Source organism: Clostridium sp. HBUAS56017 (assembly GCF_007115085.1).
Lineage (GTDB): Bacteria > Bacillota > Clostridia > Clostridiales > Clostridiaceae > Clostridium > Clostridium cibarium.
On record NZ_SULK01000031.1, the window covers coordinates 22248 to 34533 of the forward strand.

19 protein-coding genes are annotated in these 12286 nt (G+C 30.6%); 12 read left to right on the top strand and 7 right to left on the bottom strand.

Annotated elements, in window-relative coordinates; genetic code table 11:
* The first annotated feature begins 66 nt into the window (after positions 1-66).
* Entirely contained in the window at positions 67-1887 is a 1821-nt protein-coding gene (locus tag FAY47_RS18390) for a rhamnogalacturonan lyase (protein ID WP_185966902.1), read from the top strand.
* Between the two features lie 51 nt (positions 1888-1938).
* Here FAY47_RS18390 and FAY47_RS18395 read toward each other — a convergent pair whose 3' ends face one another.
* Positions 1939-2982, bottom strand: coding sequence for a metallophosphoesterase (locus tag FAY47_RS18395; protein WP_143318389.1), 1044 nt, complete (start codon positions 2980-2982; stop codon positions 1939-1941).
* A 321-nt stretch (positions 2983-3303) separates the two neighbouring features.
* On the opposite strand from FAY47_RS18395, the gene FAY47_RS18400 reads away from it, so the two are divergent.
* The 6 genes from FAY47_RS18400 (at position 3304) to FAY47_RS18420 (ending at position 6610) form a co-directional block, all read left to right on the top strand.
* Positions 3304-3510, top strand: coding sequence for an XRE family transcriptional regulator (locus FAY47_RS18400; protein WP_143318390.1), 207 nt, complete (start codon positions 3304-3306; stop codon positions 3508-3510).
* Positions 3511-3554: 44 nt separating this feature from the next.
* A complete protein-coding gene (locus tag FAY47_RS18405) occupies positions 3555-4445 on the top strand; it encodes a phage replisome organizer N-terminal domain-containing protein (RefSeq protein WP_185966900.1) in 891 nt (296 codons plus the stop codon).
* Entirely contained in the window at positions 4408-5121 is a 714-nt protein-coding gene (locus tag FAY47_RS18410; RefSeq protein ID WP_143318392.1) for an ATP-binding protein, read from the top strand. The genes FAY47_RS18405 and FAY47_RS18410 overlap by 38 nt, the downstream gene beginning before the upstream one ends.
* Positions 5122-5140: 19 nt before the next feature.
* Positions 5141-5449, top strand: coding sequence for a hypothetical protein (locus tag FAY47_RS18415; protein ID WP_143318393.1), 309 nt, complete (start codon positions 5141-5143; stop codon positions 5447-5449).
* Positions 5450-5657: 208 nt separating this feature from the next.
* Entirely contained in the window at positions 5658-5780 is a 123-nt protein-coding gene (locus FAY47_RS21255) for a hypothetical protein (RefSeq protein WP_279232181.1), read from the top strand.
* A gap of 80 nt (positions 5781-5860) precedes the next feature.
* Positions 5861-6610: an SDR family oxidoreductase gene (locus FAY47_RS18420; RefSeq protein ID WP_143318394.1), complete on the top strand. Its 750-nt coding sequence runs from the start codon at positions 5861-5863 to the stop codon at positions 6608-6610.
* Positions 6611-6650: 40 nt separating this feature from the next.
* Here the strand turns inward: FAY47_RS18420 and FAY47_RS18425 are convergent, their stop codons facing one another.
* Positions 6651-7322, bottom strand: a complete 672-nt coding sequence (locus tag FAY47_RS18425; RefSeq protein ID WP_143318395.1) for an epoxyqueuosine reductase — start codon at positions 7320-7322, stop codon at positions 6651-6653.
* 74 nt (positions 7323-7396) lie between these two features.
* A complete protein-coding gene (locus tag FAY47_RS18430) occupies positions 7397-7636 on the bottom strand; it encodes a hypothetical protein (protein ID WP_143318396.1) in 240 nt (79 codons plus the stop codon).
* 247 nt (positions 7637-7883) lie between these two features.
* On the opposite strand from FAY47_RS18430, the gene FAY47_RS18435 reads away from it, so the two are divergent.
* From FAY47_RS18435 to FAY47_RS18445, 3 genes are all read left to right on the top strand, one after another.
* Positions 7884-9383, top strand: coding sequence for a carboxylesterase/lipase family protein (locus FAY47_RS18435; protein WP_143318397.1), 1500 nt, complete (start codon positions 7884-7886; stop codon positions 9381-9383).
* 13 nt (positions 9384-9396) lie between these two features.
* Positions 9397-9576, top strand: a complete 180-nt coding sequence (locus FAY47_RS18440) for a TetR/AcrR family transcriptional regulator (protein WP_207706266.1) — start codon at positions 9397-9399, stop codon at positions 9574-9576.
* A 66-nt stretch (positions 9577-9642) separates the two neighbouring features.
* Positions 9643-9954 carry a TetR-like C-terminal domain-containing protein gene (locus FAY47_RS18445; protein ID WP_185966901.1) on the top strand — a complete coding sequence of 104 codons (312 nt, stop codon included), beginning with the start codon at positions 9643-9645 and terminating at the stop codon, positions 9952-9954.
* Positions 9955-9972: 18 nt separating this feature from the next.
* Here FAY47_RS18445 and FAY47_RS18450 read toward each other — a convergent pair whose 3' ends face one another.
* Complete coding sequence (locus FAY47_RS18450; protein ID WP_143318400.1) at positions 9973-10191, bottom strand: DUF2922 domain-containing protein; 219 nt, start codon at positions 10189-10191, stop codon at positions 9973-9975.
* Positions 10192-10225: 34 nt separating this feature from the next.
* Positions 10226-10450: a DUF1659 domain-containing protein gene (locus FAY47_RS18455; protein WP_143318401.1), complete on the bottom strand. Its 225-nt coding sequence runs from the start codon at positions 10448-10450 to the stop codon at positions 10226-10228.
* Between the two features lie 200 nt (positions 10451-10650).
* Between FAY47_RS18455 and FAY47_RS18460 the strand changes: the two genes are divergently transcribed.
* Positions 10651-10851 carry a hypothetical protein gene (locus tag FAY47_RS18460; RefSeq protein WP_143318402.1) on the top strand — a complete coding sequence of 67 codons (201 nt, stop codon included), beginning with the start codon at positions 10651-10653 and terminating at the stop codon, positions 10849-10851.
* Between the two features lie 85 nt (positions 10852-10936).
* Here the strand turns inward: FAY47_RS18460 and FAY47_RS18465 are convergent, their stop codons facing one another.
* Together FAY47_RS18465 and FAY47_RS18470 are read right to left on the bottom strand one after the other, a co-directional pair.
* Entirely contained in the window at positions 10937-11122 is a 186-nt protein-coding gene (locus tag FAY47_RS18465; RefSeq protein ID WP_143318403.1) for a YvrJ family protein, read from the bottom strand.
* A gap of 66 nt (positions 11123-11188) precedes the next feature.
* The gene (locus FAY47_RS18470; protein WP_143318404.1) at positions 11189-11584 is read right to left on the bottom strand and encodes a hypothetical protein; all 396 of its coding nucleotides are present in this window, start codon (positions 11582-11584) and stop codon (positions 11189-11191) included.
* Positions 11585-11787: 203 nt separating this feature from the next.
* Between FAY47_RS18470 and FAY47_RS18475 the strand changes: the two genes are divergently transcribed.
* On the top strand, positions 11788-12027 hold the full coding sequence (locus FAY47_RS18475) for a hypothetical protein (RefSeq protein ID WP_143318405.1): 240 nt from the start codon (positions 11788-11790) through the stop codon (positions 12025-12027).
* Positions 12028-12286 lie beyond the last annotated feature (259 nt).

The following is a 12286-nucleotide window of genomic DNA, read 5'->3' on the forward strand; positions in this document are numbered from 1 at the left end:
AGAAACCAAGTTAAAAAAGTAGTATCCCTTGGGCTTACTTTGGCAGTAACCTTAGGTGGAGCTAGTATGTTAGATAATTTTTCACAAAAAAGTTATGTGTATGCAGCTTCGGCAAGGCAAATGGAAGGTCTTGATAGAGGGGTGATTGCAACAAAGACTAGTAATGGAGTTTATATAGGTTGGCGTATGTTTGGAACTGATAGTTCTAAAATATCTTTTAATGTATACAGGAATGGAAATAAGATTACTTCATCACCAATAACATCAAGTACTAATTATCTTGATAAAGGTGGCAATATAAGTTCGAAATATTATATACGTCCTGTTATAAATGGAGTTGAAGAAGTAGCTTCAAAAACAGTTTCAGTTTCACAAAATCCATATTTAAATGTTCCAATTCAAAAACCAGCAGATGGGATAACACCTAAAGGTGAAAAATACACTTATAGCGCTAATGATGGTAGTGTTGGAGATGTAGATGGTGATGGGGAATATGAAATAATTTTAAAATGGGATCCATCAAACTCTAAAGACAATTCTCAATCTGGATATACTGGCAACGTATATTTAGATGCATACAAGTTAAATGGAACTAGACTTTGGAGAATCGACTTAGGTAAGAATATTAGAGCTGGTGCTCATTATACTCAATTTATGGTTTATGACTTTGACGGTGATGGAAAAGCAGAAGTAGCATGTAGAACTGCTGATGGAACAAAAGATGGAGTAGGAAAGTACATTGGAGATAGTAGTAAAGACTATAGAAATTCAAGTGGATATATATTAAGTGGACCAGAATATTTAACTATGTTTGAAGGAAAGACAGGTAAGAATTTATCGACTATTAGTTTCTCACCAGAGCGTGGTTTAGTAAAGGATTGGGGAGATACCTATGGAAACCGTGTTGATAGATTTTTAGGAGGGGTAGCCTATTTAGATGGAGTAACTCCAAGTCTTATTATGGGTAGAGGATATTATGAAAAAAGCGCAATTACAGCATATGACTTTAAAAATGGGAAGTTAACTAAACGTTGGAACTTTACAGCAGATGGTAGTCAAAACTCAAATTATAAAGGTCGTGGATGCCATAGTTTGAGCATAGCTGATGTTGATAAAGATGGGAAGGATGAAGTTGTTTATGGAGCAGCTACGATAGATGATAATGGAAAGGGCTTATACACAACAAAGTTCTCTCATGGAGATGCTCTTCATGTAGGAGATTTAGATCCAACAAGAGATGGACTTGAAGTATTCCAAGTTCATGAAAGTAAAAGTGGACCTAATGCAACCTTACGTGATGCAAAAACAGGAAATGTACTTACTAGTTTAAAGGTAGGAGATATAGACTGTGGTCGTGGATTAACTGCAGATATTGACCCAAGATATCCAGGGGAAGAAATGTGGGCTATTGGAGGGGTTGGCCTTTATAGTATTAAAGGTCAAAAGATATCAAATAGTACCCCATCAATTAACTTTGCAGCATGGTGGGATGGTGATTTAAGCCGTGAACTTGTAGATAGTAATAGAATAGATAAATGGGATTACAATAACAATAGAACAAGAAATATTTTAACAGCTAATGGATGTTCATCAAATAATACAACCAAGGCTACACCAGTATTACAAGCAGATATATTAGGTGACTGGCGAGAAGAAATAATTTGGAAGACTGATGATAGTTCTGCATTACGTATATACTCAACTACTGATGTAACAAATTATAGAATATATACATTAATGCATGATTCCCAATATAGAGAAGCTATCGCATCTCAAAATAGTGCATATAATCAGCCACCACATCCAAGTTTCTTTATAGGAACAGATATGAAAAGTGCACCTACACCAAATATTTATTTGACTAAATCTTTAAAAGCACATCAATAACAAAAACTAAAGACTATGTTTTAGCATTATACTAAAACATAGTCTTCTTTATTAAAAGTCAATTGTACGTGTGTTTTTAAATATAGGACCATTAACTGAATATTGAACACCTTGTACAACAACACCATCACTATATACAGATACATGGTATCCTTCAGGTTCATATTCGTTGTTAGCAAGAGAAGGAACACCAAATATATTAGCAGAATTATATAGAGAGCAGAAGTTATCACTATCTCCATAATATGCATTGTTGAATTGTTTATGGGTATGTCCAGTAAACATTATAACTTCAGGATGTCCATTTAAGGCATATTCTTTTAATGTATCAGTATTAATAAGTTTTCCCCAATCATTAAATTCACTATTAGAAGTATCTGATCCATAAACTGTATCATTTAAAGGTTGATGTAAGAAAACGAACATAGGTTTTTTACCCCTTGAATTTGACCATTCATTTCTATTTTGTCTAATAGTTTGACCTAACCAATCTATTTGTGAAGGAGCAAGATAAGCATCACATGAGTTTGAAGGTATTTCATCAGTACCTAAGAATGCAAGTCTATCATTTTTTCCATTGATATATTGCAAATCATATGAATTATTACGTGAATAATTAGTTACTCTATTTTTAGTATTTAGTAGTGACTGCATTGAGTTTGTCCAAGAATTGAAATTGTTTAAGCAAGATGAACGATCTCCTGTTTGTCCATTAACTACATATTCATGATTACCAATGTTAAAATACATAAATGGAATATCCCTTTTAGTATATGTTTTTCTAGAACTTGAATCGTAGTAACTAAAATTATTTATAGTGTCATATAGTTTTTTATATTTCCAACTCTCGCCACCATCAACTATATCTCCATTTACAACGACACATTGGTCGTTATTGTAGTATTTTGAAATACAGGTTAAGGCAGTATTTAGATTTGAATCAGCTCTCCATCCTCCACAATCATCAGATCCCATATGGGTATCAGAAATTACATCAAATTCATAGGCAAATGCAGAAGTTGAAGCTCCAGCAATTAATCCAACAGTAGTAATAGCTGCAATTAATACTTTTATTAGTTTTTTACTTTTTATCATGGTTATAATTCCCCCTTAAAATTGTTATAAGATTTTGTAAAATTTAACTGCTGAGTCAATTATACAATTATAATAAAAATATGTAAAGTATTGGGTAAAAGGGCGTTAAATTACAATAAAGTTGTAGCTTGAGGAGATAAATGGGTAAAATGCAGTAATTTTCAGTAGAGCAAGGCTATAATTGCGATTATGCAAGAAAAAGTTACATAATTTTACTAAAAAGTTTTTGCATTCCATGAAATCTCTGTTTATAATAATTTCATAAATGAATTAATTTAACTATTATGTAATTTAAAAAAATATAAAAGAGGTGTAGGGAAAATGGAGAAAGAAAATGGGGTAAAAAGATTTATTGATGAATGCTTTTCAGGAAGTAGAAAGGCTTGTGCAAGAAAGCTGCAAATTTCTGAAAGCACATTATGTAGGGTGATAAACGGAAGTAGTCATGGGGGGAGAAAATTCTTAAGCAAAGTCATTAGTTATTGTGAAAAAAACAAAATTGATTACAGAAAATATATTAGCTTTTGAAGGTGAAAATTTTGGTAATCTAATTTATGTTAGGATGTGAAAAAATGTGTGAGGTTAAATGGATTAAAATCAATACCAATATGTTTGAAAGTAATAAACTAAGGCTTATAGAAGCTATGGAGAACAAGGAGACTATTATAAATGTCTGGATAAGATTATTAGTACAGGCAGGAAAAACAAATGATAGTGGGTATATTTATTTTAGCAAGGACATGCCATACACAAATGAAATGCTGGGTATATTATTTGGAATATCTGAATCTTTAGTAGAAAACGCTTTAGCTACATTAGTAAAATATGAGATGATAGACATAAACGATAAAAATTATATAAAGATAATTAATTGGGAAAAACATCAAAATGTAGAGGGAATGGAAAGGGTACGTGAGCAAAGTAAAAAACGTATGCAAAAATACAGAGAAAAGAAAAAGAAAGAAGAATCTAAGGCAAGTGACGTTTTAAATGATGGTAGTGATGTAACTGTTACGGAGCAGATAGAGAGTAAGAAAGAGAATAAAGAATTAGATAAAGAGAATGAGAATAATATTGTAGCCATGGAAGAGGTAAAAAAGGAAAAGAGAAGAATAGAAAAAATATCTGAGGAAGCCTTAAAATTAATTGCCTACTACGAAAAGATAACGGGAAAAGTAGGCATATTTGGTCATGAAAGCATAGTTATAGCCATTGATACCTTTGGAGAAAAGTATGTAAAGATGGCCATAGATAAGGCCATGGAAGTAAAAAAGATAAATATGACTTATGTAAATGGCATACTAAGAAATTGGGCTAAAGAAGGATATCCAAAGGAGGGGAAGGGCAATGGAAAAGGAGAATGCAGCATTAGAGCTAGTGAAAAATTTAAGGACTTTAAACCAAAAGAAGCTAGAGAACTCTCAGATGAAGAACGGAGAATTGCAGAGAGTGAACTCATATAAATGCTCAAAATGCAGGGATAGTGGCTGGATATTGGTAAAAGAAGATGGAAGAGAAGTTGCAAGAAGCTGTGAGTGTAGGGAAAAAGAAAAATTAAATTTGCAGTGGAAAAAAGCAGGTATTAACTTAGAAAAATCAACTCAAACCTTTGGAAACTTTAAGGAATGGAATCAAGTTATAAAAAAGGCTAAATCCATATCTATTGCCTATGCTAATAACTTTCAAAAAAACCAACATTCAAGGCAAAACAGCATTTTACTATGTGGTCAGGTTGGAAGTGGAAAAACTCACCTAGCCATAGCTTTAGCCATTAATTTAATAAATAGGAATCATAAGACTGTGTACATGCCTTATAGAGACGTAGTAACAAAGATAAAGCAAAATATCATAAATGATTCTGTATATAAAAAACTGATCTATAAATATGCAAGGTGTGAAGTGCTTGTTATTGATGATTTATACAAGGGGAAGATAAGTGAAACAGACGTTAATATAATGTTTGAAATAATTAATTACAGGTATCTTAATTATCTTCCTATTATAATAAGTAGTGAATTTACTATAGAAAAGTTGTTAGCTTTTGATGAAGCTATAGGCTCTAGGATATATGAGATGTGTAAGGATTATTTGGTTGAGATTCCTGAAGACAAGAATATAAATTATAGGCTTAAGGCTTAAGAAAGAAGGAAAATATGCAATGAATAAACTTGCTTTAGAAAGAATATATGCAGAAAGGGGCTTAGAAGATTATAAGCTTAGAACCCTTGATGATCTATTTTATATTTACGGAGTTAAGGTTAATCAAATTGAGGGATATTTTAAATTAAAAGAGGAAGAAAAGAGTTTTTTTAATAGATTTATTATTAATTATTTTAATAGTTATGGTTTAGAAGGCAGGAATATATCCATTATAAAGGTAGCTAAGCTTAGAAAAACTTTAAGGGTTGAATTTATTGATAATGGGAAATGGAGAGTTGGAGACTTAGAGTTTGGAATTAGAAATTAAGCATATTGAATAGTTAACTTAAACCAAAAGGATGTCCATATACAAAATGGACATCCTTGGTTTATTTAAAGTGGTAAATAAGTAAAAAACAAAGCTTATTAGATAATATGTGTATTGTTTTCTATTTATGCTTAAATAACAAAAAATAACTGGGGTTGCTTTACAATATAAGGTATTATTAGTAAACTATAACCAAGGATTTGGTTGTATGGAAGTTAGCAAAGAACAATTAAAGGGGCATGTTGAAAGTATCTTACTAAGTATGTTATATAAAGCAGATAATTATTGGTATGAAATCTCAAAAGAGACTAAGAAATTAAGTAATTCATAAATATTCTTTTATAAATCAAAATTTTAAATTGTATAGAGGAAAAGTATTTTTCATATAGAGACGGAAAGGAAAAATTGATTATGAAAAAGTATGTTGCAATTATCACAGGAGGAGCATCTGGTATTGGGAAAGCTATTGCATTAGAATTTGCTAAATTAAATTATGAAATTTTTCTATTTGATAAAGATCTAGATAAATTAAATACAGTAATTAATAAAGAGTTTAAAGTTTATGATGCAAGTTATTATTGTGGTGATGTAAGTAATTCAAAAGATGTAAAAGCTGGATTTGAAAAATGCATTTCAGAATTTAAGCAAGTTGATGTGCTTGTATCAACAGCTGCTGTAATGCAAAAAGTACCTTTTTTAGAAATGGATGAAAAAGAATGGGAAAGAACAATTGATGTAAATCTAAAAGGTGTATTTCTATGGGGGCAAATTGTGGCGAAGTGGATGGTTAAAAATAATAAGCAAGGGTCAATTATTAATATTTCATGCATGAGGTCAGATTTAGCTACATCGAATTTATCAGCCTACATTTCTGCTAAAGGAGCTGTTACAGCACTGACTAAATCAATGGCAGTAGAATTAGCTCCTTATAGAATTAATGTTAATTCTATAAAACCAGGTCGTACTTTTACGGAAGGTTCAGAGAAATTTTTTAAAGATCCAGTAAGAAGAAAAAGATTAGAAGGATTAATTCCACTTGGTCACATGGCTTCACCACAAGATATAGCTAATGTTGCTGTTTTTTTAGCTTCTGATAAAGCAAAATATATGACAGGAACTGAAATTCCTGTTGATGGAGGATATCTAATTTATAAAGAATAGATAGAACATGCATAAATATCATCCTTTCAAAAGTACTTATTTATAGACCCAAAGACATTGGACAATTAATTCTGCACTTATTACAATTTACAACCCATAAGCCTCTATCATTACTTCCATAAGCACATTTTCTACAATTCTTTTGAGTTACATGATTTTCATTTATAGCCTTACCTGGGCAGTTATCAATGCATATTCTACAGCCTTTTAGACATATATCCCTAGCTGGAGGATCAGATGGTAGATCTAAGTTAGTTAAAACAGCACCAAGGGTAAGCATATTTCCGTACTTACTATTTAATAGCAATGTATTCTTACCAAGTGTTCCTATTCCAGCTAACACAGCAGCATGTTTCATAGAAAGTGTTCCTTTACCTTCCAAGTTTTCTTCATCCCAATAATCATATGGATTATCGCATGGAATTGGTACAGCAATAGCATTAGGTATTTTTTCTAGTTCATTAGAACCTAAGTATGCAATTCTATCTATTTCGGTAAGAGCTACATTATTAAATTGTCTATAAACTATTCTTGGATTTACATTTGCTAAACCTTTTGGTATTTTCTTTGCAAAAACAATAACTGATTTACAATCAGAAAATATATCTTTAGGGTGGAACCCTTCTGGTGAATTAACAAATAAGTCAACGCTCGCAACACCACAAAGATCTGCACCGAGATTTATAAAAATTTCTTTGATTTTATCTTTCATAGCCAAAACTCCCTATATAATATAAATATTTACAATATATAGTATATTGTACCATAGATATAATCTTTAAAAAGTTAATCTTTCTTAATAAAACAAGTTTTTAGGCTTTTAAGTATCCAAACCAAAGCAGAAATAAGTACTATTGCAACTGGAACTATAAATAAAACTTCTAAAATTAGATCAAAAGGAAAAGTTGTTGTTTCTGAGACAAATGAAAAGAACTGATTTTTAACATAAATAAATTCATCGGTTGAGCCAAGGACTAAAGCTAGTAACACAAGTAGGGAAAATAATTTTTTTATATCTATAGACATAATTTTTTACTCCTATTCTTAGTCTTTTGTGAAACTTTGCTTGTATTATAACATATGAACATTTTGCTTTAAATACTTAATGTTTTAATTAACTAATTTACAAATCGATGAAAAGTGGTGTTTAAATAACACTTTTAAAGCAAATTGCATATTGTCTAGCATCATAAAAGATAATATAATCAATACAAATTAGCTAAATTGAATGAGTGATAGTTATTAATATAGTGGGGGATGGAGGAGAATATAGATGAGTATTAAGGTTAATACAAAGTATGGAGTAGTAAAGGGAATGGTAAAAAAACAGGTAAGTTGTTTTTTAGGAATACCATATGCTAAGGCTCCTATTGGAGAACTTCGTTTCAAATCTCCACAGCCTCCAGAGAGTTGGAGTGGGGTAAGAGATGCTACAAAATTTGAGAAGAATCCTATTCAAGTGTCTAAAGAAAAGAATTTCAACAATTTAAGTGAGGATTGTTTATATTTAAATATCTGGGTTCCTGATACAGATAATAATAATCCTTTACCTGTAATGATGTGGATTCATGGCGGCAGTTATGCCAAAGGCGGAGGCGGTAGACAAGATTCCTTAGGTGCAGAAAGTATTTATGATGGAGAAATACTGGCGCGTGATACTGGCTGTATTATAGTATCAATTAGTTATCGGTTGAATGTTTTTGGGTTTCTTAACCTTTCAAATTTTGACTCTTATTTTGAAGATAATCTTGGCTTAAAAGATCAATTAGCAGCATTAAAATGGATTCATAGTACAATTAGTGATTTTGGAGGAGATCTTGAAAATGTTACAATATTTGGGCAATCAGCAGGAGGTGCTAGTGTACTAGCATTATTAGTAATACCTGAAGCATCACCATATTTTCATAAAGCAATTGTACAAAGTAGCTGCATAGAATCTTTCTATACACCTGAGGAAGGAGAAGAAATAGCTTCTGAGTTTCTAAAATTAGCAGGTATTGATAAAAATCATATAAAAGACTTATTAAATCTTGAATATTCAGAATTAATGGATGCAGCTATAAAATTAGATGATTATGTACATACCAATTATTTTGGTCGTTGCACTTTCTGCCCAGTGGTTGATTTAGACTTTCTACCAGTTCTTCCTTCAAAGGCAGAGTTCAAAAATATAGGAAAGCCACTCTTAGTTGGAACTAATCATGATGAAGCAAATTTATTTTCACGATTTTTTAAAGAATCAGCCTTAAAAAAGCCAACTATAACAGATGGATTATTACATAAGGTAGATGAAGTGAGACGTGAAGAGCTATTTAAGAAATATAAAAAGTATCCATCTATAAAAGCATTTGCTGAAATTACAACAGATGTCATGTACACAATACCTGAAATACGCCTTGTTGAAAAATACTGTAAGCATAATGATGTATATGTTTATCGTATGGATTATTATTCTCTTATATTAAGATTTCTTGGACTTAAGGCTTGCCATGCCGTTGAAGTGCCAATGCTTTTTGGAAATTTAGCTGCATTTAAAGTGCCAGTATATTTTGGTAGTTCTAAAAATGCAGCCGCTTTAGGGTTACGTATGCGCAGGTATTGGGGGGAGTTTGCTCATACTGGTGTCCCTACTTTAAATGGTATGAAGAAATGGGATAAATATGATTTGAATACTAGAATGACAATGATTTTTAACAAAAATGATTCTTTAATATCTGATCCTGATAAAATAAAAAGGGAAATGTATAAAGATATTAATACCTTGTTAATTTAGGAGTAATTATATGATGAAAGATAGAAGATATAGACGTACCCAAAACCAACTGAAAAAGGCAATAATAGAGCTGTTAAAAGTTAAAAATATAAATCAAATTTCTGTTCGTGAGCTATCTGAAATGGCAGATATCAACAGAGCAACTTTTTATCTACATTATAAAACTCCATATGATTTATTAATGCATTTATAGGATGAACTTTTCAATATACTTTTTTCTGCATATACAAATCATGATATAAAGGATCAATATGATTTTTTGCTTTCAATTTACAAATGCATCAGTAACAATTATGAATTGTTAATAGTACTTCTTAACCCTAATACAGGAAGCACATTTTGGGACAGGTTAAGTAACTCAATTAAGGAGCAGTATAGCTATCTATGGTCACCTCATTTAAGATCATTATCGGATAATCAAATAAAGTATCTTGGTACCTTTATCATAGATGGATATATTTCTGTAATAAAAACCTGGTTATTAAATGGAATGGAAGAATCCTCAGAAGAAATGGTTAAGTTATCTAAGAGTTTTGAATATAAAATACATGAAAAAGGATGTCCTAGATAAATAGGACATCCCTTTTAATTAAGCTACATCAAGTTTAGTAACTTGTCTCTGAGTTAAAGTAGCTCCAGATTTGCCAGTTAAGGCACCATTCTTAGTTAAGAAAATATTCTTAGCTATAATAGTATCCATTAAAGTACTTGCCTCAGCCTGAGTTATTGTTCCCTTAACCCCTTCTATACTTAGAGAAGTTTTTTGGCCATTAGCACAAACAAATGTTAAAGATAAGATATATTCCATAGATTATCCTCCTTTCTTATGATTTTAAGTTAGCTTAAGCACTAACTAAAGTTGAAGATTCTGAAACAAAGAAATCTCTAGTTTTAACATTTAACACATTTTTAATTGCAGTAGCTACATCATAAACATTTTGAGAAGCTGCATCAGTTCTTACATTAGAAAAAGTCTTTTTCTTGTAAGTAGTGTTACCAGAAGAATCTTTGCCACTTTCTATCTCTATTTGTAGAGAAGAAGAGCTAATAGTTTTAGTAACTGCCATTTTGTTTTCCCCCTTTCCTGCGTTTTCATATAAGATATATACAAAACTCACTAAAAAACCGAGTAAGCAACAAAATTTTCTTTTTTTATTAGATTCATATATTATGGATTCTGATGGTAAATATTGTGGTAGATTATTTCATGTGATAAAATGGAAAAAAACAAATATGATAAAAAATATAGAATAAGGAGAAATTTTAAATGAAGGAAAAGCTAGATAATATCCTTTTAAGTAATATGGATCCACAGTTAGTAATGTATTGTACTATTGCTAGCCTAGTAATTGGAGTGATTCTTCTATTTGTTGGATTTTATTTAAAGAAAAAAGGAAAAAAGTGGGGCACAGTAATTTCATTGATTGGAGTTTTTGGTGTTGCTATTAATGCAATTAGATTAATTTAGGTAAGCTTTTGATTATTTGACTACGAAATTATTTGATTAAATTATAAAGGGTAATAAGCATGGTTTTTGTTTATTACCCTTTAGATTATGCTGCATTATTATCATCATTATCAATAACAACTCCAAGCTTTGTAGAAATAATTGTATTAAGCTTATTAATTGATGAAGACAAGCCATTGATTTGTTTTTCAAGTCTAATAAGTAAGTAAGCTGAAACTGCTACAGGAAAACCTACATTGCCTATTAAACCTATAAAATTATTAACTTCCATAAAATCACCTCCTTAGTTAAGTTATATTATGAATTTTGTGAAAGTCTTATATTAATTTAAATAATTTTATTTAACTATGCGGTCATAATATTCAGTAATAGCTGTATCTACTATAATGCTAACGAAGGCATTTAAGTCAGGATGAATACTCTTAAGTTCATTAATCTTTCTAACAGTAGAAGCCCTTAGCATATAAGTTCTTTTTACATCTAAAAATTCTCCATCAATAGGTGGAGCAGAGCCATTAGCACCTGGTGTTCTCCTGTTATCATAAATTTCATTGGCGTTAGGAGAAATTATAGCTTCATTAGGTGTAGATATAATATCAGCATCTTCTGAAAAGTTAAAGGCTGCTACACATTTTCCTTTAGGTTCAATAAAACCATCACTAAAACATTGGTGTTCTAGCTCCTCATAAGCTAAATCATCTTTGCTCATAACAAATTCTTTTTTTCTCCCCATAAATTCACCTCCTCCTTAAAGATATATGTAAAAAAAGTAGATATTCTAATATTCTTTTATGGAAATATTCTAATATTCTTGTATTCTTAAGAATATGCTGGTAAAATGCGCCTTTGGAGAATTTTTTGCGATTATAATGAGTTTTTTTAGGAAAAGTTATATATCTTTTATGAGTAAAAAATTTTAGGAGGAGTGAATTTTAAATGGAAGATGAAATCAAATTTAGGTCAGAGGATTTTAAAAGCTATGATAGGAAGGAGATAGCTTTAGCTATTAGAAACAGCAATTATGATGATGAAATTGTTTGTTCTCTTTTGGATGAGGAAATATTAAGTGATTGCACAAGCTGCTCACTTAAAAAGATATGTAGTGATATAGATAAAATATCAAAATCCTTTAAAGAAAGGACAAGTACTGTTGTTAAGTCATTTCAATTTGAGTGAAAAAGATAATAAAATTATGAAAACATAAGAAATTGTAGAGGAAAGGCGACTTATAGAAAAATATGGGGAAAGTAGAAGAAAATTATTCAATTTTATAGTATACTTATATGTGCATTTCTATAAATGTGAAATAAAAACCACTATAGAGAATGTTTAGAAAAGAGTAATTTATGCTTAGTGTGAGAGCAAGCTAATTATATATGGGAGGAAGTAAGTTGGATGCAAAGGATGAAATTATAAATGAGTCTAGGAAATATGA